Origin of the sequence: Flavobacterium franklandianum, from assembly GCF_007097365.1 — a bacterium.
GTDB lineage: Bacteria > Bacteroidota > Bacteroidia > Flavobacteriales > Flavobacteriaceae > Flavobacterium > Flavobacterium franklandianum.
On the sequence record NZ_VJZR01000004.1, the window covers coordinates 144,822 to 166,714 of the forward strand.

General features: G+C 36.8%; 17 protein-coding genes and 2 pseudogenes. 4 read left to right on the top strand and 15 right to left on the bottom strand.

Features of this window, described 5'->3' with window-relative positions; all coding sequences use genetic code 11:
* Positions 1-215 precede the first annotated feature (215 nt).
* A complete protein-coding gene (locus FNW17_RS16290) occupies positions 216-359 on the bottom strand; it encodes a hypothetical protein (protein WP_185964825.1) in 144 nt (47 codons plus the stop codon).
* A gap of 76 nt (positions 360-435) precedes the next feature.
* Positions 436-1,437: pseudogene (gene rhuM / locus FNW17_RS06995) on the bottom strand (RhuM family protein).
* Positions 1,438-1,900: 463 nt separating this feature from the next.
* On the opposite strand from rhuM, the gene FNW17_RS07000 reads away from it, so the two are divergent.
* Positions 1,901-2,188, top strand: a complete 288-nt coding sequence (locus tag FNW17_RS07000) for a nucleotidyltransferase family protein (RefSeq protein WP_143390929.1) — start codon at positions 1,901-1,903, stop codon at positions 2,186-2,188.
* Positions 2,178-2,522 (top strand): annotated as a pseudogene (locus tag FNW17_RS16495) (HepT-like ribonuclease domain-containing protein). Before FNW17_RS07000 ends, FNW17_RS16495 begins: the two are co-directional and overlap by 11 nt.
* Before the next feature lie 114 nt (positions 2,523-2,636).
* Here the strand turns inward: FNW17_RS16495 and clpB are convergent.
* Positions 2,637-5,243, bottom strand: coding sequence for an ATP-dependent chaperone ClpB (clpB, locus tag FNW17_RS07015; RefSeq protein ID WP_144071253.1), 2,607 nt, complete (start codon positions 5,241-5,243; stop codon positions 2,637-2,639).
* A 168-nt stretch (positions 5,244-5,411) separates the two neighbouring features.
* Between clpB and ytxJ the strand changes: the two genes are divergently transcribed.
* A complete protein-coding gene (ytxJ, locus tag FNW17_RS07020; RefSeq protein ID WP_144071254.1) occupies positions 5,412-5,801 on the top strand; it encodes a bacillithiol system redox-active protein YtxJ in 390 nt (129 codons plus the stop codon).
* A 123-nt stretch (positions 5,802-5,924) separates the two neighbouring features.
* Here ytxJ and argH read toward each other — a convergent pair whose 3' ends face one another.
* The 11 genes from argH to fahA all read right to left on the bottom strand — a co-directional run bounded on the left by argH (position 5,925) and on the right by fahA (position 18,390).
* Complete coding sequence (argH, locus tag FNW17_RS07025) at positions 5,925-7,205, bottom strand: argininosuccinate lyase (protein ID WP_144071255.1); 1,281 nt, start codon at positions 7,203-7,205, stop codon at positions 5,925-5,927.
* A gap of 53 nt (positions 7,206-7,258) precedes the next feature.
* Positions 7,259-8,329, bottom strand: a complete 1,071-nt coding sequence (locus FNW17_RS07030) for a M20 family metallo-hydrolase (protein ID WP_144071256.1) — start codon at positions 8,327-8,329, stop codon at positions 7,259-7,261.
* Positions 8,326-9,111, bottom strand: coding sequence for an acetylglutamate kinase (gene argB, locus FNW17_RS07035; RefSeq protein WP_144071257.1), 786 nt, complete (start codon positions 9,109-9,111; stop codon positions 8,326-8,328). Before argB ends, FNW17_RS07030 begins: the two co-directional genes overlap by 4 nt.
* Positions 9,101-10,051, bottom strand: coding sequence for an N-acetylornithine carbamoyltransferase (locus FNW17_RS07040; RefSeq protein WP_144071258.1), 951 nt, complete (start codon positions 10,049-10,051; stop codon positions 9,101-9,103). The genes argB and FNW17_RS07040 overlap by 11 nt, the downstream gene beginning before the upstream one ends.
* Positions 10,052-10,119: 68 nt before the next feature.
* Positions 10,120-10,881 (bottom strand): glutamate 5-kinase, encoded by a 762-nt coding sequence (proB, locus tag FNW17_RS07045; protein ID WP_143390937.1) that lies wholly within the window; start codon positions 10,879-10,881, stop codon positions 10,120-10,122.
* A 68-nt stretch (positions 10,882-10,949) separates the two neighbouring features.
* Entirely contained in the window at positions 10,950-12,146 is a 1,197-nt protein-coding gene (locus FNW17_RS07050) for a glutamate-5-semialdehyde dehydrogenase (protein ID WP_144071259.1), read from the bottom strand.
* 141 nt (positions 12,147-12,287) lie between these two features.
* On the bottom strand, positions 12,288-13,427 hold the full coding sequence (locus FNW17_RS07055) for an aspartate aminotransferase family protein (protein ID WP_144071260.1): 1,140 nt from the start codon (positions 13,425-13,427) through the stop codon (positions 12,288-12,290).
* A 123-nt stretch (positions 13,428-13,550) separates the two neighbouring features.
* Positions 13,551-14,528 (bottom strand): N-acetyl-gamma-glutamyl-phosphate reductase, encoded by a 978-nt coding sequence (gene argC, locus FNW17_RS07060; protein WP_144071261.1) that lies wholly within the window; start codon positions 14,526-14,528, stop codon positions 13,551-13,553.
* A 222-nt stretch (positions 14,529-14,750) separates the two neighbouring features.
* Positions 14,751-15,950, bottom strand: a complete 1,200-nt coding sequence (locus tag FNW17_RS07065) for an argininosuccinate synthase (protein WP_144071262.1) — start codon at positions 15,948-15,950, stop codon at positions 14,751-14,753.
* A gap of 63 nt (positions 15,951-16,013) precedes the next feature.
* Positions 16,014-16,643 (bottom strand): GNAT family N-acetyltransferase, encoded by a 630-nt coding sequence (locus FNW17_RS07070; RefSeq protein WP_143390942.1) that lies wholly within the window; start codon positions 16,641-16,643, stop codon positions 16,014-16,016.
* A 463-nt stretch (positions 16,644-17,106) separates the two neighbouring features.
* Positions 17,107-18,390, bottom strand: a complete 1,284-nt coding sequence (fahA, locus tag FNW17_RS07075; protein WP_143390943.1) for a fumarylacetoacetase — start codon at positions 18,388-18,390, stop codon at positions 17,107-17,109.
* A gap of 108 nt (positions 18,391-18,498) precedes the next feature.
* Here fahA and glyA point away from each other — a divergent pair, with 108 nt between their 5' ends.
* Positions 18,499-19,773: a serine hydroxymethyltransferase gene (gene glyA / locus FNW17_RS07080; RefSeq protein ID WP_144071263.1), complete on the top strand. Its 1,275-nt coding sequence runs from the start codon at positions 18,499-18,501 to the stop codon at positions 19,771-19,773.
* 150 nt (positions 19,774-19,923) lie between these two features.
* On the opposite strand, the gene FNW17_RS07085 is transcribed toward glyA, so the two are convergent.
* Positions 19,924-21,885, bottom strand: coding sequence for a T9SS type A sorting domain-containing protein (locus tag FNW17_RS07085; protein WP_144071264.1), 1,962 nt, complete (start codon positions 21,883-21,885; stop codon positions 19,924-19,926).
* Positions 21,886-21,893 lie beyond the last annotated feature (8 nt).

The following is a 21,893-nucleotide window of genomic DNA, read 5'->3' on the forward strand; positions in this document are numbered from 1 at the left end:
TTTCACCATCAAATATTACCTCTCTTACTACTTCCAAAACAAAAAAGGAGTTTTTATTTATACACGGTAAACCGCTCTATAGTTTCAGAAAATGGTTTTAGGTCTTCTTCTGTAACAAGACCTTTGCAATATATGTTTAAAACAGTATCAAAGTAGTGAATCCCTGAAATTCAATCGTAATTTGAAGCAATGTATTTGTCATTTTTTTAACGATTTCAAAGACTTTGCCGTAAGTTTTTCATGTTTTTTTTGCCGTTTTTCCAGTCTGTTAAAATTTCTATTACCGAAGCGTTACAGATTTCAATTCCTTTGTCCATTGGGATTCGAGCAATTTTTTTATCTGTTTTAGATAGTTCCATTGGTATAGGGTTTTACTTTTTTATCAAGTGACATTAGGAGTTTTATAAAGTTATACACTTTGGTTTATTAGCTTTCTTATTCTTTTTTTGCTATCTTTTTCTCGGTGGTTTTTAGTTGATTGATAAAATCTTTTTCCACATTATAAAGTTCATTTTTTAGGGTTTCCTTGTATTTGTCATATTCTGTTTTTGCTTTTTCAATAGCTTTATTATAACTAATAGATCCTGAATGATTGAGTATTTCTTTTCCGGTCATTTTCAAGAAATCGTCCAATCGAGTCACCCAATCTTTCATATACATTGGGTTTTGATTGAGTGCTTGCAATTCGGCAATATCTAAATAGGCTACTACAAATCTATTGAGCAGGTTAAGTCCCTTTTCATCCAGATAATTTTTGGCTATTTAGGTTTCTTGTAAGCTTGGATTTTCTCCTTTGAAATTGGTTAATCCAAGATTGGGTTTTGTCGAGTCAATTCGTTGATAAATAACTTCGGCGGCAGTGTGTTCGTGGGCAGCTCAGTGTATTTTATTTTGGATGGTTTTAAAGAAGTTTTGAGAAACTTCGGTATTTGGATTATAATAGATACTGGTGGAATAAATATCTAAAATTTTTCTCCAAAAAACTTTTTCAGACGAGCGTATATCCCGAATTCGAGCCAATAATTCGTCAAAATAATTGCCTCCTCCAGCTTGTTTTAGCAAATCATCGTTCATCGCAAATCCTTTTACCCTATATTCTTTCAATCGCTGTGTTGCCCAAATCCGAAATTGCCTACCACGATGCGATTTTACGCGATAACCCACAGAAATAATAACATCGAGATTGTAGAAAGTAGTTTCATAGTTTTTGCCATAAGCGGCAGTATGTCTGAATTTCCGACTAACTGAATTTTCATTCAATTCCCCTTCTTTAAAGATGTTGTTTATGTGTTCCGTAATTGTAACTCTTCCTTTGTCAAAAAGAGTTGCCATTTGCGCTTGAGTAAGCCAAACCGTTTCATCCAGAAGTCGGGTTTCCATTTTGGTAACGCCATCTTCAGTTTGATATATGAGGATATTGGATTTGTTTTCTTGCATAGAAAAAGTATTTAATTGTAAAAATACAAAAAATCCCCAAGTTTAGAGTTGAGGATATGGGTAACAGAGGCTTTGTACTTAAGTTAGCTTATTTTCTAAACCCATCGAATTCGACGGGTTTAAAATCGAGTTTTCTTTGACTGCTCTGCGAAGTCTCCCGACTTCGTAGCTATTCCAATTGGCGACAAGCACAAGCTTATAAATAAGACTCTAAAGTTGTAGTTACAAATAGTTGTGGGTACGAAGTCGGGAGACTTCGCACAGCACGAGGATTTTAGCCTTGTGTTTGTTAGCGAAGAATTCCATTCTGTGCCCTTTCCAATTGGCAAGTAAACATATCTATTGTTTGCTCTCGCTTAGGGGCACGGATTGCAAATCCGCTATCTGGGTTTCTAAAAATACTTGCATAACGGTAATTCTCCCTAGTCTTAATTTTTAACTTATTTTTAATTACATTTGTATAATGTTATCAAAAAGCCAGTTACATATCATCATCGAAACTTTAAAACCGTATCATCCCAAAAGGATAGGGTTATTTGGTTCTGTGGCTAGAAACGAAGAAAACAGCGAGAGTGATATTGACATTCTTTTTTCCTTGAATCAACCAATTGGTTTGTTTACGCTGTCTAAAATTCATTTTGAGTTAGAAGAAAAGCTACATAAAAAAGTAGATTTAATTTCGGAAAATGGCTTAAATAAATTCATCAAGGAAAAAGTACTAAAGGAAGTTCGGTATTTTTATGAAAACTGAAAAACATAAAATTTACTTCTTACATATCCTTGAAGCCATTGAAAAATTAGAGCTGGTGGCAAACACAACATCTAAGGAAGAATTTCTAGGCGATTGGCTCAAGCAAGATGCCGTTCTTAAAAACTTTATCGTAATTGGCGAAGCCATTTCGCAAATTGATTAAGAAATGAAAAAAAAATTCCCTGATGTAGATTGGCGTGGTGCTAAATCAATGCGCAATTTTATAGTTCACGAATACTTTTCAGTCGATAACAGCTTTGTTTGGGAAACTATTTTTGAAACGATTCCCACATTTAAAATCCAAATAAACGACATATTAAACTCACTTGAATAAAAACACACCAATCTCTCGACTGGTGTTTTCATAAAATTAGAATTGTTCTCGATACATTTTATTAAAAAAAGCTGGCGCATTTTTTAATAAAACACTCGAACTGACGTAGACCAATTAATGAACCAATTCACTCTGATTCCTAAACACCAATTTCCCATCAAAGGCATCAATCAAAACGATACTGTCGGTAGTGATGGTTCCTGAGAGAATCTCTTTCGACAATTGGTTGAGAACGTCTCTTTGAATCACACGTTTTACAGGTCTTGCACCAAATTGCGGATCGTACCCTTTCTCCGAAAGATAGTCAATCGCTTCTGGTGTGGCATCCAAAGTAATACCTTGCAAAGCCAACATTTTTTTGACACTTTTCAGTTGCAAACCTACGATTTGAGCGATATTCGCATTGGTCAAAGGCGTAAACATCACGATTTCGTCAATACGGTTGATGAATTCGGGACGAACGGTTTGCTTCAACAAGCCCAAAACTTCCACTTTGGCAGCTTCGGTAGCTGCTTCAATTCCACCTTTTAAGTTCTCAAATTTCTCTTGTATAATCTGGCTTCCCATATTCGAAGTCATAATGATAATCGTGTTTTTGAAATCGGCCAAACGCCCTTTGTTGTCCGTCAAACGCCCTTCGTCTAAGACTTGCAACAAGATGTTGAACGTGTCGGGATGCGCTTTTTCAATCTCGTCCAACAGAATCACGGAATAGGGTTTTCTACGTACGGCTTCGGTCAATTGCCCGCCTTCGTCATAACCTACATATCCCGGAGGAGCTCCTACCAATCGGCTCACGCTGTGGCGTTCTTGGTATTCGCTCATATCAATTCGGGTCATCGCGTTTTCATCGTCAAATAAATATTCGGCCAAGGCTTTGGCCAATTCGGTTTTTCCGACACCCGTTGTTCCTAAGAAAAGGAAAGTTCCCACGGGTTTTTTCATATCCTGCAATCCGGCGCGACTTCTACGCACGGCATCGCTCACAGCTTCGATAGCTTCTTCCTGACCCACGACGCGTTTGTGCAATTCGTCTTCGAGTTTCAAGAGTTTTTCTCTTTCGCCTTGCAGCATTTTCATCACGGGAATTCCGGTCCATTTGGCCACGACTTCGGCGATATCTTCCCGAGTGACTTCTTCTTTTATTAAAGAAGTTCCCCCTTTTTGATCTTCGGCCAATTGTTTTTGGAACCCATTCAATCGTTCTTGGGCTTCCTTGATTTTTCCGTAACGAATTTCGGCCACTTTTCCGTAATCGCCTTCGCGTTCGGCACGTTCGGCTTCGTATTTGAAGTCTTCGATTTCAGTTTTCACGGCTTGAATGTTATCAACTACATCTTTCTCAGATTTCCATTTGGCGAAGATCTCGTTTCGGTCTTCTTTGAGGTTGGCCAAATCCATTCCCAAAGCTTTGAGTTTGCTTTCATCTTTTTCGCGTTTGATGGCTGCAATTTCGATTTCCAATTGCATTACTTTTCGATCCAAAACATCGAGTTCTTCGGGTTTGGAGTTGATTTCCATTCGGATTTTCGAAGCGGCTTCGTCCATTAAATCGATGGCTTTGTCCGGCAAAAATCGGTTGGTAATATAGCGTTGCGATAATTCGACAGCAGCAATAATGGCATCGTCTTTTATCTGAACTTTATGGTGTGTTTCGTATTTGTCTTTGATTCCACGAAGGATGGAAATGGCACTTTCGGTATCGGGTTCTTCGATAATTATTTTTTGGAAACGGCGTTCGAGTGCTTTGTCTTTTTCGAAATATTTTTGGTATTCGTCCAAAGTCGTTGCACCAATAGCACGCAGTTCACCACGAGCCAAAGCTGGTTTCAGGATATTGGCAGCATCCATTGCACCTTCACCACCTCCAGCACCAACTAGCGTGTGGATTTCGTCAATAAAAAGGACAATATCTCCTTCGGCAGCAGTCACTTCTTTCACAACCGATTTCAGACGTTCTTCGAATTCTCCTTTGTATTTGGCTCCAGCAATCAAAGCACCCATATCGAGAGAAAACACGATTTTATCTTTTAGGTTTTCGGGAACGTCTCCGTCCACGATTCGGTGTGCCAATCCTTCGGCAATGGCGGTTTTACCAACTCCAGGTTCACCCACCAACATTGGATTATTCTTGGTTCTACGCGTCAAGATTTGCAAAACCCTGCGGATTTCTTCGTCACGACCTATAACGGGATCTAATTTTCCGTTTCGAGCCAATTCGTTAAGGTTTCGGGCGTATTTATTCAAAGAATTATAGGTTTCCTCGGCAGAAGCAGAAGTTACTCTTTCGCCTTTTCGGAGTTCCTCGATTGCGGCTTTCAAACCTTTTTCGGTGACGCCTTGGTCTTTTAAGATTTGTGCTACCTTGCTTTTGGAACCAAAAATTGCCAAGATTAAATGTTCGATAGAAACGAATTCATCGTTCATTTTTTGTGCTATAATTTCAGCTTCGTTAAGCGTGGTTCCAGCAGTTCTAGAAAATTGAATTTCGCCACCAGAAACCTTCGGAAAGCTCTGAATGGTGCTGTCTAATATTTGTTGAAACAACGGAACATTTACATTCAGTTTTTTTAAAATAAAAGGTGCTACATTTTCATCGACTTCAAAAATGGCCTTAAAAATGTGTTCATTTTCTATTTGTTGTTGTCCCAAACGTTGTGCCAATTGCTGTGAAAACTGAATGGCTTCCTGCGATTTGATTGTGAATTTATTGATGTTCATTTTACTTTTTATTTAAAGTTGAATGTGTTAATTGATGTGCTTGTGTAAACTTAAAGTTATTGTATCTTCGGCAAATAATCGTCAAATGTTATTCCATCCTTAAAGGTACGACATATTGACTGTTTATAAGGGGTTTACGAACGACAAAATGACTTAAAAAACGACAAAATGAGTGTGTTTAATTATATTTTTGGGAGTTCTCAGGGACAAAATGATTCCAACAAAAAAATCAATTGGATTCCCTTGACTTTTATGGGACAATTGGATGAAATTGTGACTTTTTCAAGTCAAAAACCAGTTGTGATTTTCAAGCACAGCACCCGTTGTATCGTTAGCCGAACTGCTTTGAAACAATTTGAAAACGAGTTTAATTTAGAAGAAGAAGTAGATGCTTATTTTTTGGATTTATTAGAACACAGAGCTATTTCAAATGAAATTGCTGCTCGTTTTAATGTTTATCATCAATCGCCACAATTGCTATTGATTAAGGAAGGAAAATCGGTTTATGATGTTTCCCACAGTGATATTGATGCTGGAGAGTTGAAGGGGAAATTGTAGCTGTTTTTTGCCACAGATTGGCACAGATTCAAACAGATTTCTTTAATGTATAAAAGCCACGAATTCACGAATTATATTATTTTAATTCGTGAATTCGTGGCTTTTGAAATTGTAAATAGTTTACTAAAAAGCTTGATTCATCTTCTCTTTGATTTCACCTAAACAAAGGTTGTTGATGCTTCCTTCGTGAGTATGTTTAGTTTCTTTTGGTGATTGAAAAGTACCGTTTTCCAGTTGTTCCGCAACCGCTTTATAAGCATCTCTAAAAGGCATTCCGGCAACCACCATTTCGTTTAAAGCATCCACCGTAAACAGGTAATCGTATTTTTTATCAGCCAAGATATTGTCTTTTACCTTGATGTCTTTGATAGAGAAAATAGCAATATCCAAACACGCTTTCAGGTTTTGAATCGCCGGAAATAATCCTTCTTTCAACAATTGTAAATCCCTGTGGTATCCGCTTGGCAAATTGTTGGTGATGAGCGTAATTTCATAAGGTAGGGCTTGAATCTTGTTGCATTTTCCACGAATCAATTCAAAGACATCTGGGTTTTTCTTGTGAGGCATAATGCTGGAGCCTGTCGTTAAATGAGCAGGCAAAGTGATGAAATCAAAATTCTGACTCATATACAAACAAATGTCCATCGAAAATTTTGCCAAAGTTGCAGCCACGCTACTCATCGCAAAAGCAACTGTTTTTTCGGATTTTCCACGGCTCATTTGGGCAGCCACAGAATTGTATTTCAAGGTTTCAAAACCTAATTCTTCCGTAGTAAATGTTCTGTTGATAGGGAAGGAGCTTCCGTAACCTGCAGCGGAACCTAATGGATTTTGGTCCACAATTTTCAGGGCAGCGTTCAACATTGTGATGTCGTCAATCAAGGTTTCAGCATAAGCAGAAAACCACATTCCGAAAGAGGAAGGCATCGCAATTTGTAAGTGCGTATAACCTGGTAAGAGCACGTTTTGGTGTTTCTCTGCCGATTCCATCAACAAGTCGAAAAGAGTTCGTACTTGCGATTTAAATTCGGTTACGACATCTTTTAGGTACAAATTAACGTCGACCAAAACTTGGTCATTTCGAGAACGTGCCGTGTGGATTTTCTTTCCTGCATCACCTAGTTTTATGGTTAGCAGATATTCAATTTTGGAATGTACATCTTCGAAACTGTCTTCAATTTGAAAATCCCCTTTTTCAACTTCGAAGATGATGTCTTCCAAAGCCAAAACCAAAGAAATAGTTTCTGATTCGGTTAAAAGTCCAATTTGCCCCAGCATTTTGGCGTGAGCAATAGAACCCAAAGCATCGTATTTTGCCAAAACTAAGTCTAGTTCTCGGTCGTTTCCAACGGTGAAATGTTCTATTTGTTTATCTGTAGGTATTCCTTTTTCCCAAAGTTTCATAGGTTTATTTTTTATTTTGTAGGGACAGCTCGCGAGCTGTCCGTATGATATAATTATTGTTTCAAGAAATCGCCAAGTATTTTGATATACAATTGAATGCCTTCTTCTATTTCGTTTACATATATAAATTCGTCTGCCGAGTGGGAACGCAAACTTTCGCCTGGTCCTAATTTCAAAGATTTACAATACAAAACCGATTGATCGGAAAGGGTAGGAGAGCCATAAGTTGTTCTTCCCAAAGCGATTCCTGCTTGTACCAATCCGTGCGAAACAGGAATGGACGAAGCATTTAAGTGCATCGAACGTGGTGCAACTTCGGCAGCTATATTTGCTCTTACGGCGTCTAAAATTTCAGTATTGTTGTAGCAATCATTCACGCGAATATCGACAACCAAATGGCATTCGGCGGGAACGACATTGTGTTGTTTTCCTGCGGTCACTTGGGTTACGGTCATTTTTACAGGACCTAAAACCTCCGATATTTTCTCGAATTGAAAGGTTTTGAACCATTCAATCACGGGCATTGCATTGTAAATTGGATTGTCTGGATTGTTGTGTGCAGCGTGACTTGCAGTGCCTTTTACAACTACATCCAAAACCAATAATCCTTTTTCGGCTACCGCCAATTGCATTAATGTGGGTTCGCCAACAATAGCACATTCCAGTTCTGGTAAATGTTTCAAAACGCTGTTTAAACCCAGTTTTCCACTGCTTTCTTCCTCTGCCGAAGCTACTACTACAATATTGTAAGGCAGATTTTCAACGGTATAAAAATGAGTGAATGTGGCGATTAGTGAAACCAAACAACCTCCAGCATCATTGCTTCCCAAACCAAATAATTTGCCGTCTTCGACAATCGCTTCAAACGGATTTTTTGTGTAACCTTGGTTGGGTTTCACCGTATCGTGGTGCGAATTGAGTAAAATCGTTGGTTTGGATTTGTCAAAATGTTGATTGTAAGCCCAAATGTTATTGTTCTCTCTCTCGAAAGGAATGCTATTTTGTGTAAACCAATTTTCAATTAAAAGTGCTGTTTGCTCTTCTTCACTCGAAAATGAAGGTGTTTCAATCAACGATTTTAATAAAGCAATGGCTTCTTGAGTAAGGGTTTCTATGTTTTTCATAAAGTAATTGTAGTATGCAATGCAGCCTTATTTTGTAACATTCGATGATGACCAATTTTTATTTTCTGAACACCTTTGGATAAACTATTGAAACAGTTGTCCAATTTTGGAATCATCCCAGAATGAATCGCACCTTCTGCTTTTAATTTTGCGTAAAGAGCCGAATTGATTTGTTCGATTACCGAATTTTCATCTTCAACATCCGTTAGAACTCCCGATTTTTCGAAGCAATAATTCAAGGTTACTTCAAAAACTTCCGAGGCGGCAATGGCCAATTCACTGGCGATGGTATCCGCATTGGTATTCAATAATTGACCCTTTTTATCGTGTGTGATGGCACAAAAAACAGGAACAATTCCAATATTAATCAAGGTTTCCAATAATGATGTATTCACTTTTTGTACATCGCCAACAAAACCGTAATCGATGGTGGGATGGTTTCTTTTGGTGGATTGAATCAAATTCCCATCGGCACCCGAAAATCCCATTGCATTGGTGTTGTTGGCTTGCAATTGAGCCACTATATTTTTGTTGATTTCACCGGCATAAATCATCACGACTACATCGAGCATTGGTTGATCTGTAATTCTGCGTCCATCAATCATTTGAGGAGTCAATCCAATACTTTGCGCCATTTTGGTAGCCGATTTTCCGCCACCGTGAACGAGAATTTTGTTGCCTTCAATCTTGGAAAAATCGGCCAAGAATTGCGACAATTCCACAGGATTATCAATGATGTTTCCACCAATTTTGATGATGGATAAAGAGGGTTTATTTGACATTTTCTAATATTGTTTGTAATACTAATTGAGCCGAATAGGTTCTGTTATTGGCTTGTTCGATCACAATCGAATTTTCGCTGTCAATCACTTCATCCGTAACGATTACATTTCTACGAACAGGCAAACAGTGCATAAATTTGGCATTATTGGTCAGTTTCATTTTATCGGCAGTAACTGTCCAATTTGGATCGGAATTCGTAATCTGACCATATTCTTTGTAATTGCTCCAGTTTTTGGCATAGATAAAATCGGCATTTTCGAAAGCCTTATTTTGATCGTATTCGATTTTGGAGTCTTTCGTAATTTCAGGATTCAGTTCGTAGCCTTTTGGATGTGTAATCACAAAATCCATTTCAGTTTGCTTTTGCATCATCTCCACAAAAGAATTGGGAACTGCTTGCGGTAAGGCTCTAGGATGTGGCGCCCAAGTTAGAACAACTTTTGGTCTGTGTTCGGTTTTGTGTTCTGCCATTGTAATCGCATCAGCAAGAGATTGCATCGGATGTCCCGTAGCACTTTCCATATTGACAATTGGCACTGTGGCGTGTTTCAAAAATCCTGAAATTACCATTTCGGCATTGTCTTTTTCTTTGTCCACTAATCCCGCAAAAGCTCGGATAGCAATGATGTCTGCATATTGAGAAACTACAGCTGCGGCTTCCTTGATATGTTCCGAAGCCCCTTGATTCATAATCGCTCCATCTTCGTATTCCAATGTCCAACCTTCGCTGCCAAAGTTCATCACCATCACGTTCATCCCTAAATTTAAGGCTGCTTTTTGGGTACTCAAACGCGTTCTCAAACTAGCATTAAAGAACAACATTACTAGTGTTTTGTTCTTACCTAATTTTTTATTTTTAAGCGGATTCTTTTTGATTTTTAACGCTTGTTTCACCCATTTGTCGAGTGAATCTATGTTTTGTATGGATATAAAGTTCATTTTTTTATGGTTTAATCGGTTATTTGTTTAATTGCTTAATCGAGTTATCGATTAAGCAAAACAACATTTCATACAATTTTGGTAAATTTAATCTCGTTTTTTAAAGCCTTCAAAATAAAATTATCTTCCAGTCCGTTGATAATCCAAGTTTCTATATTCGCTGCTTTGGCAATTGCCGCCGAATCAATTTTGGATTGCATTCCGCCGGTTCCGTGAGATGATTTTTTGTCTCCAATTTCTTTTTGCAATTCAGATAAGTCAGTCACTAACTCAATGGTTTCAGGGACTTCGTTATTAATGGATGCTTTGGTGTAAATTCCGTTGGTATTCGTGGCAATTATCAGAATGTCAACGTTCAATAAAACTGCCGTTAAAGCCGCTAATTTATCATTATCACCAAACTGAATTTCGTCCGTGGCAACGGTATCATTTTCGTTAATGATTGGAATATAACTATTTTTGACCAAGACGTTTATCGTGTTTACGATATTGACTTTTGTTTGTTTTTTCTCAAAATCAGAATACGAAAGCAAACATTGGGAAGTTAGCAAACCCAAATCGCTGAAATTTTCGTGGTAAATCCGCATCAAATGAGGCTGACCAATAGAAGCCAAGGCTTGTTTTACAAAAACATCTTTGTCGTGATTGTCCAGTTTTACAAACTGTTTTGCTGCAGCAATCGCTCCAGAACTCACGATTATAAACTCATATTCGTCTTGTAAAGCGGCAATTTGCATTCCAATATCCTCAATCTTTCCTCTCGAAATGTGATTGGTTTCTTTGGTGAGCGTGTTGCTTCCGAGCTTTAATAATATTCTTTTTTTTGCCATTATTTATAAATATCAATCGTCATTATTGATGCAGTATTATGAGACGCGATAAATCGCGTCTGTACATTTTATCGGATTTGTCCTTCGCCGTAAATATACCATTTATTGGTCACTAAATGTTGCAATCCTATTGGTCCGCGTTGGTGTAATTTATCGGTGCTTATCGCTAATTCTCCTCCCAAACCAAATTGACCGCCATCGGTAAAACGAGTTGAAGCGTTTTGATAAACCGCCGCACAATCTACCTGCTCCATAAATTCCTGTGCAATAGCATCATTGGTCGTGATTATCGAAGCCGAATGTCCGCCACAATATTTGTTGATTTTGGCAATAGCTTCTTTATCCGAATTCACGATTCCGATAACAATTTTATAATTTAAAAACTCTTCGTACCAAATTTCTTCATTCGTAATGGCAGGAGCCTGAGTCGCATTTGCGAAAGCAGTATCGCCTAAAACTTCCACCTTGTATTTCTGTAATTCGGTTACCAATTGTTTTGCAAAATCTTCCCAGTTTTCTAAATTGGAATCAATCAAAACTTTATCCAACGCATTGCAAACGCCGATATTTGTTGTTTTTCCGTTGATGATAATGTCAAGGGCTTTTTGCAAATCGGCTTCTTTGTTTACATACACAAAATTATTTCCGCGACCGCTAACGATTACGGGACAAGTAGCGTGTTTTTTTGTAAAAGCAATCAATTGTTCGCCGCCACGAGGAACGATTAAGTCCACTTTTTGTGTTGGATTTTCCAAGAAAGCTTGGGTTTCGGCACGATTGTAATTCAAATATTCCACCCAATCTATAGTAATGTCATTTGCTGTTAAGGCTTGGTGCCAAAGAGAAACAATTTTCAAATTCGATAACAAAGATTCTTTTCCGCCTTTCAATAAAATCTTGTTTCCTGATTTGAAGGCGATTCCACCGGCTTCGACCGTTACATCTGGACGAGATTCGTAAATAATCATTATCGTACCAAAAGCTGCTGTTTTGTTGGTGATTTTAAGACCGTTGTCGTGTACAAAATGGAATCTTTCCACGCCAACAGGATCTTCTTGGCTCGCCAATTGTTGCATCGACAAAATCATTCCGTCAATTTTGGCATCATCAACGAGCAAGCGTTTTTCCATAGCCAAATCTTCACCAGAATAATTATTTAAATCCTGTTGATTGATACTTTTAAGGTTGGCTCTTTCTTGTTCTAGAAGTTCTGCCATTCGGCTTAAAACAGCATTTCTTTTTGCTATGGATAATAATGTGTTCATTGTTATGATATTTAGTTCCTTGCTCAGCAAAGTCTCCGACTTTGAGGATGTGTTTGAAGGTTTTAAACCTTCATTTTGTATGCGGTCTGAGACCGATTCTCACTTCCGCAAAGTCAGAGACTTTGCGGAGCGGGTTCATTTTTATGATTTTAGTTCAACTAATGATTCTTGTAAAGCCACGATAAATGTGTCAATTGCTTCAGTTGTAATCGTTAAAGGAGGTAGAATTCTCAATAAGTTTTTATTGTTGGCTCCACCCGTAAAAATATGTTTTTCGATAATCATTTTCTTTCTCAATGCGCTCACGTCAAAATCAAATTCGACTCCCAACATCAATCCTCTTCCTTTTACTTTGATGATTTCAGGAATTACTTTGATAGCTTCAAAAAAGTATTCGGATACTTTGTTTGTGTTTTCGATTAAATTTTGTTTTTCCATCACGTCCAAAACGGCAATACCAGCAGCGCAAGCCAAATGACTTCCGCCAAAAGTAGTTCCTAATAATCCGTAACTCGCTTTGAATTTTGGAGAAATTAAAACGCCTCCAATCGGGAAACCGTTCCCCATACCTTTGGCAGTCGTTACGATATCAGGATTGATTCCGTGGTGTTGGTGTGCAAAAAACTTTCCGCTTCTTCCGTAACCCGATTGTACTTCGTCCAAGATTAAAACCACGTCATTGGCTTTGCAGGATTTTTCCAAAGCTTGAAAGAATTCAGTTGTTCCTTGGTCTAAACCACCAACTCCTTGAATTGGTTCGATGATTACGGCACAAACATCGCCTTTTTTCAATTCAGCTTCTACCAAGTCAATATGGTTCAACGGCAGGAAAGTAACGACTTGTTGCGCGTTCAATGGCGCTACAATTTTTTTGTTATCGGTAACCGCGACAGCCGCCGATGTTCTTCCGTGAAACGAATTGTCAAAAGCAATTACTCTTGATTTATTGGTATGAAAAGAGGCTACTTTTAAAGCGTTTTCATTGGCTTCAGCCCCAGAACTGCAAAGGAATAGGCTGAAATCAATTAAGCCAGAAGCTTTTCCTAATTTTTCTGCCAATTCTACTTGTAAGGGATTCAGAATCGCATTCGAGTAAAAACTCAAATTATCCAATTGTGCTTTTACTTTGTCCACATAATCCGGTTGGGTATGACCGATAGAAATTACTCCGTGACCAGAGTATAAATCTAAATATTCGATTCCTTTATCGTCTGTAATGGTGCAGTCTAATGCTTTTACAGGCGTAATAGGATATAATGGGTAAACGTCAAATAAGTTCATTTTTTTCCTCCCCCTAACCCCCTCCGAAGGAGGGGGAACTAGCAACGGGGGGAATTGCTTTTTATATTTATAATTTTATTAGTTGTTCAACTCTCTCCCCTTCGGAGAGGGCTGGGGAGGGGATTAAAATCCGCTTGGTTTCAGGTGTAAACCTGTGGTTTCTTCGAGTCCAAACATCAAATTCATATTCTGAATGGCTTGTCCTGAAGCTCCTTTTACCAAATTGTCGATTACCGAAGTAATCAAAATCCGGTTCCCTTTTTTCATTAAACTAATGATACATTTGTTCGTTTGTACCACTTGTTTCATATTGATATCAGTCGTAGTAATGGTTACGAATGGTTGGTCTGCATAAAAAGCTTCGTATTTAGCAACCAAATCTTCTAGACTTTCTTCCACTTTAGTGTATAAAGTGGCAAAAATTCCTCTTGTAAAATCGCCTCTGTTGGGAACAAAAATCAATTCGTCTCTATAATCTGCTTGCAACTGATTCACGCTTTGGTTGATTTCACCCAAATGCTGGTGATTGAACGCTTTGTAATGTGACATATTGTTGTTTCTCCAACTGAAATGAGAAGTGGCTGCCAAACCAACTCCAGCTCCAGTACTTCCTGTGGTGGCGTTGATATGCACATCGTCATTTAATAATCCGTGGGACGCTAATGGCAATAATGCCAATTGAATAGCTGTTGCAAAACAACCTGGATTGGCGATATATTGTGCGCTTTTGATGTCCGTTTTATTCAATTCGGGCAAGCCGTAAACGAATGATTTTCCGTTAAAGTCTTTGTCTTTTGTTAATCTGAAATCATTGCCTAAATCGATGATTTTGGTAGCATCCGAAAACTGATTGTCTTCTAAAAACGAAATTGATTTTCCGTGACCTAAACACAAGAACACCAAATTTACGTTTGGATTGATGGTATCGGTAAAATTCATTTCAATATCGCCCAGCAAATCGTGATGCGCAATAGAAAGTGGTTTTCCCGCATTGGTTGTGCTGTAAACAAAATCTAATTTTGCGTTGGGGTGAAACATAAGAATTCTAATTAATTCTCCTGCAGTGTATCCTGAGCCTCCAATTATACCTATTGAAATCATAATTTTATTTTTTTAAAATAGCTTAATTATTCAGCATACTTTGTTTTTAATACATTAATTGCCTTCAGCTTTAGCTGGAGGAATAGAATTGGGTATTATTATTGGCTTTAGCCAAAATAGTATGTTTTTTGGCTAAAGCCAATTTGTTATTTATTCCTTTTCCTCCAGCTAAAGCTGGAGGCAATTCAAAATTGTTTAGTAACTGAATAATTTCATAATTATTTATTCGTAAGTTTCGTTATTTACAGATGAAAATATGTTTTGGGCATTTCCTAAAATCTTGATAAATCCTTTTGCATCGTCTGATGTCCAAGCATTGTTCATTTCTCCGTATTGTCCAAAACCAGTATTCATTAAATCATTTTTAGACTCGATTCCGTCTAATGAAAAGTGATACGGTTTCAAAGAAACGGTTACGGTTCCATTTACGGTTTTTTGTGTGTCTTCAAGGAAAGTTTCGATGTTACGCATTACAGGATCCAAAAATTGACCTTCGTGAAATAACATTCCGTACCAGTTTCCTAGTTGTTCTTTCCAATATTGCTGCCATTTTCCAAGAGTGTGTTTCTCTAATAAATGGTGCGCTTTGATGATGATTATAGGAGCAGCGGCTTCAAAACCAACTCTTCCTTTAATTCCGATAATAGTATCTCCAACGTGAATATCTCTTCCGATGGCGTATGCGCTTGCCAGTTTTTCAAGAATTACAATATTATTTGAAGGTTTGTCGGCAACGCCATTCACAGCAACCAATTCTCCTTTAAGAAATTCTAAAGTTACTTTCTCTTCGCCTTCTTTGGTTAATTGAGAAGGATATGCTTCACTTGGTAATGGTTTGCTTGATGTTAAAGTTTCTTTTCCTCCAACACTAGTTCCCCAAAGTCCTTTGTTGATCGAATATTGTGCTTTTTCCCAAGAATAGTGTACGCCGTTTTTAGCTAAATAATCTACTTCTTCTTGTCTTGATAATTTCAAGTCACGAATAGGAGTGATGATTTCAATTTCGGGAGCGATGGTTTGGAAAATCAAATCAAAACGAATTTGGTCGTTTCCAGCACCAGTACTTCCGTGGGCAATAGCAGTAGCACCAACCGATTTAGCATATTTTATAGCTTCAATTGCCTGGAAAACTCGTTCCGCACTAACAGAAAGTGGGTATGTGTTATTTTTCAATACATTTCCGTAGATCAAATATTTAATGGCTTTGTCGTAATATTTGTCTAAAATGGTAAGGCTAGCGTGTTTGGCACTTCCTAATTCATAAGCTCTGTCTTCGATGGCTTGTAATTCGGCATCGTCAAATCCTCCTGTATTGATTAATACGGTATGAACTTCGTATCCTTGTTCGTTTTTTAAATATTTTAGACAATACGATGTGTCTAATCCTCCGCTATAGGCTAATACTACTTTTTTATTTGACATTTTATATTTATTTTGGGGAGTTTGTAAAGCTCCGATTTCATTTTTATTTGAACTGTGTGTTGTTTATTTTTCTTTATTCTCCAAGAAAAGCGCTTCTTTAATTGCTTTTAATCTGTTCCAAATTCGAACGTTAAATGGATGTTTGGGTGGGTCTTTTGGTTTTTCTTTTGGATCGTAAAGCATTCCTGTACACAAGCACATTTTATAATCTTTACTTTTTAATATTTCAAAATTGGTACACGTTTGACAACCAGCCCAAAATTTGGGGTCACTAGTCAATTCTGAAAAAGTAACGGGTTTGTACCCTAAATCAGAATTGATTTTCATTACGGCCAAACCAGTTGTGATTCCAAATACTTTAGCATTTGGGTATTTTTTTAGAGAGTAATCAAATACAAAAGACTTGATTTTTTTTGCTAATCCTAATTGTCTGTAGTCAGGATGTACTATAAGTCCAGAGTGTGCGACATAGTTACTGTCTTGCCAACTTTCGATATAGCAGAAACCGGCAAAAACGCCATTTTTGTCCAATGCAATAACGGCATCGCCATTGGCTATCTTTTTTTTGATGTAGTCTGGGGTTCTTTTTGCAATTCCAGTACCTCTCAATAAAGCCGAATTTTCTATAGTGTCGCATATTTCTTGCGCATATTTAAAATGTTCTTCTTGGGCTATAACTACAGATATTCTCATTTCAAGAGTTGAAGTTTGGGTTAAAAAAATAAAAATTTATAGGTACTAAAAAAGCAGTACAAATGTACATCATACTATAAATAAAAGTATAAGTTGTAGTACAAAAAATAATACTGTTTTGTGGATTAAAAAATCCAAAAGATAACGAATGTAATTTCAAAATATGAAAAATGAAAAATGGATAAAAAACGATGAGATACTCTTTCGGAAACTATACTAATAGCATCCGTACTTCGGGAGAAGTCGTAGATCTGTTTATCCGTGATAAAGTTGTTATATGTAAACCTGATTTTTTCATTAGAGCAAATTTACTAATAATTTATTAGAACAATAGGATTTTTATAAATTTGTAACAAAAAGAATTAGTATTGTTTTTTTACGCCAATAAAGAGTTTGTCGATAAAATACATAAAAAATCCGACACTTTATAAAATGTCGGATGAGATGGAGCGTGAAAAATGATTTATTTCCTTACATACGGAGGAAGCAATTTAGTTGAGAGTTCCCCAAAACCTATTCGAACACCGTTGTTCTTGCTAAAACCTTTCATAATTACAGTATCGTCGTCATTTAAGAACTTGCGTTCGGAACCATCGTTGAGTTGTATTGGCATTTTTCCTCCAAAAGTCAATTCTAATAGCGAGCCAAAAGTATCTGGTGTTGGCCCTGAAATAGTTCCTGATCCCATCATATCGCCAGAATTAACACGACAACCATTGGATGTGTGGTGTGTTAATTGTTGATTCATAGACCAATACATGTTTTTTACATTCGATTTTGAAACAATTGTTGGTTCCTCATTTTCAGGCTGAATGGCTACTTCTAAATTAATGTCGAAATTGTTTTTGCCTTTTTGTTGCAAATAGGGAAGAGGTGAGGGATCCTGTTTTGGGCCTTTAGTTCTAAAAGGTTCCAAAGCATCCATCGTGATAATCCAAGGCGAAATAGAGGTAGCAAAGTTTTTGGATAAAAACGGTCCTAGTGGTTCGTATTCCCATTTTTGAATATCGCGCGCACTCCAATCATTCAATAAAACCATTCCAAAAATATAATCTTCGGCTTCGTTTATTGGAATGTTTTCGCCCATAACGTTGACATCTGTCGTGATAAAAGCCATTTCTAATTCGAAATCTACTAATCTCGAAGGGCCAAAAACAGGTGTTTTCTCTCCTTTTGGTAGAGTTTGTCCCATTGGTCTATGCACCGGAATTCCTGAAGGAATAATCGAAGAACTTCGGCCGTGATACGCGACTGGGATATGAAGCCAATTTGGCGACAACAAATGTTCTGGGTCGCGGTAAATTTTCCCTACGTTGAGTGCGTGTTCTTTATTGGAAAAGAAATCGGTATAATCACCAATTAATACTGGCAATTGCATTTCGATATATTTTACATTAAAAATTACTATTTCTCTATGTTCTTTATTGTCTCTAAGTTTTGGATTGGTTACGTCAAACAATTCTGCCAAGCGATTTCTAACCAAACGCCATGTTTTTTTTCCGTCTGAAATAAAATCATTCAAGGTGTCTTGCATAAACATATCGTCGGTCAATTCGATTCCTTCAAAATAGTTTAATTGTTGTAATGCTCCCATATCTATGGCACAATCTCCTATTCTGGTTCCAATGGTAATTACGTCATCTTTAGTAATAAAAACGCCAAATGGAATGTTTTGAATTGGGAAATCGCTATCAACGGGGACTTCTATCCAAGATTTTCTGTTGGTATTATTAGCTGATATTGGCATACTATTGTTAATTATATTGTTAAGAATTACTCATCAAATATATCATAATCTTACTATTTACCAAACGATTTTTTGTATTTTTGCCACAAATTAACTAAAATCAAAGAAATGCAACGCGACAAACAAATTTTTGACCTTATTTTAGAGGAACAAGACAGACAAATTCACGGACTAGAACTTATCGCTTCTGAGAATTTTGTAAGTGATGAAGTAATGGAAGCAGCTGGTTCTGTTTTAACCAATAAATATGCCGAGGGATATCCTGGCAAAAGATATTATGGAGGTTGCGAAGTGGTTGATGTAATCGAGCAAATCGCCATTGATAGAGCCAAAGAATTATTTGGTGCCGAATATGCCAATGTTCAGCCTCACTCCGGTTCTCAAGCCAATACTGCGGTTTATCACGCTTGTTTAAAACCTGGAGATAAAATTTTAGGTTTCGATTTATCGCATGGTGGACATTTAACTCACGGTTCGCCAGTGAATTTCTCTGGACGTTTATACTCGCCTTCATTTTATGGAGTTGATAAGGAAACTGGACGATTAGATTATGATAAAATTCAAGAAATTGCTACCAAAGAGCAACCAAAATTAATCATTGCAGGAGCTTCGGCTTACTCTCGTGATATGGATTTTGAGCGTTTTAGAGTTATTGCTGATTCTGTTGGTGCTATTTTATTAGCTGATATTTCGCATCCTGCGGGTCTAATTGCCAAAGGTTTGATGAATGATCCTTTGCCTCATTGTCATATTGTTACTACTACAACACACAAAACGTTGCGTGGTCCTCGAGGTGGTTTAATTTTGATGGGAAAAGATTTTCCAAACAAAATGGGTTTAACCACTCCAAAAGGCGAAATCAGGATGATGTCTTCTTTATTGGATTTAGCCGTTTTCCCCGGAAATCAAGGTGGTCCTTTGATGCATATTATTGCTGCCAAAGCGGTTGCTTTTGGTGAAGCTTTGACAGACGAATTCTTTAGATATGCTTTGCAATTGCAAAAAAATGCCAATGCTATGGCTGATGCTTTTGTAAAAAGAGGCTATGATATTATTTCGGGTGGAACGGATAATCATATGATGTTGATTGATTTGAGAAACAAAGGAATTTCAGGTAAAGATGCAGAAAATGCTTTAGTAAAAGCGGAAATTACCGTAAATAAAAATATGGTTCCCTTTGATGATAAATCACCGTTTGTAACTTCTGGAATTCGTGTTGGAACTGCAGCTATTACCACTCGTGGATTAGTTGAAGAAGATATGGAAACTATTGTTGCCTTGATTGATAAAGTAATTTCAGATCATACCAACGAAGAAATTATCGAAGAAGTTGCCAATGATGTAAACGAAATGATGAGCGAAAGAGCTATTTTCGTTTTCTAAGAAGTATATATTTCAAATAACGATTTCACTAATTTTCACCAATTTATTGGTTGTCAATTAGTGAAATTTTTATTTTATGGTCTAAAATGATATAAAAAAAAATCTGATATTTTTGGTAAAATGTCGGATTAATTATTTAAAAAGAAAGGTTTATTCCACAATAACTTGATGACTTTCTATATCTCCATCAACACTTATTTTTAAGACATAAATGCCTTTTTTGAAATGGCTTACATCTATTTGAGCAGTATTGCCTATAATATTTAAACTGGTTTTTTCAATATTATTTAGGTCGTATAGTGTTCCCTTAATAACTGCAGTTGGTTTTGGAGCTAAATTTTCATCAAAAAGTGTAATGTTTATGAGTGAATTCGATGGATTCGGAAAAATTTGGAATGTTGTATTAGCAGTTGCTAATCTATAATTACTCCTACAATTAATTGGCCTATAATGTGCATACTGGGTTATTGTTGATCCGCAATTATCAGTATAAGTTATATTGTATAATAAAAAAGAAGGTTGAGGATTAGAGGGTAAAAGAATTATAAAACTAGGATCGCCATTACTATTAGTTCCATTTGCATAATAGGTCACATTTGGATTTACGGTAGTGCCATTTGTTATAAATTGCGAAAAGCTAATGTTTGACAAAGAATTTCCTGCTCCAACAAAATCTATAGTTACGGATGAGCAACTGCTATTTTGTACAACGTCGTTAAAGACTTTTGAACCAACCCAAATAACTTTTGTAATGGTTCTAAATCCACAAGTAGGACTTCCAAAATTTAAGTTTAGTGTAACTGAACCACTTGCATTGGGCGATGTTTTATTTAATACAATTGAGTTTGTGCCATTTCCAGAAAGAGTTACTAAACTATTACCTTGTGTAATTGACCAAGTATAAGTAGTTGCACCTGTTGGAGCTGAATAATTTGCGGATGTACAAAGAGTTTCATTTCCAGAGATTTGAGAACTAGAAGTTCCTGAGCAAAGAAACGAGCAATTTGTTGTAATTGCATTTGCATTTAATTCTCTTGCAAACCATTCGCCATTTCTTGCATTGAAAGAAATATGACTTTTGTTACTTGAATTTGGATTGTTTACTTCAAAATCGGAACTAAAATTAACAAATGGCGAATTATTTGGTGCAACTGGAGGCATCGCACCGATATAAGCACTTTTATAATCAGCATCTTGCAGTACAATATTTCTTTTACCAATATCTAATGAACTTGTAGTAGGTATGAAATTAAATTTATCTCGAACATACAAATTAGGAAGTGTTAACGAGCCAGCAACTATTGAAGTATCATAAAATCCTCCCCCATAGGTATCTAATGGTAAAATTCCAGCTGGTTGGCTTTTTTGGACATTTGTAATATTAACAGTTATGTTAGGACCGATCCATAATATTTTTTTGGTATAAGATACTTTACCTTTATAAATTTGATTACTTGTTCCGTACGGCATAGCTTTAGCATTAAACTCAACGTCAAATTTAGATTTACCAGGTATTAAACCAGTTAGAGCTACTCCATAAAAATCATTGTCCAATATTCGTCCGCCAATAACACCGCCTAAGGGAAGATACACCATACTTAATAAATCGCCACCAAAAGTTAATCCTTTGTTCCAATTATAATTTACTAAATTTTCTCCAGGATTAAAACCTTGACCCAGACCACATTCGGCACCATTACTAATAGCAATATTTCTACAATTTATTGGATAACCGCCACAATTTGGCAATCCTTTGGCTTTTAATTCATTATAAAAAGCATTATGTTCAAAATTGTTTATAGTATAATTACTAGTTGATGAATTAGACAATAGCTGTTTTGTCGCTGGTAAATCAAGAATAGAAAGATAGGTAGAAACTGGCTGAACATCTGTAAAAAGTGGAACTATTATTTCGCCTCCAGCTAGCAATGCAGGAGATTTTACATATTGATTATTTAAATGACGATACATATATTGAAGGCTAACAGGAATATTTGCTCCTTGTTGTGGTGCATCGTGCGATATAAACAAACGAGTTTGATGATCTACTCCTGTTTGTTGCATATTTTGCTCCATATCTGCAAGCGCATAGCGAGCAATAACACCACCCATACTTTGTC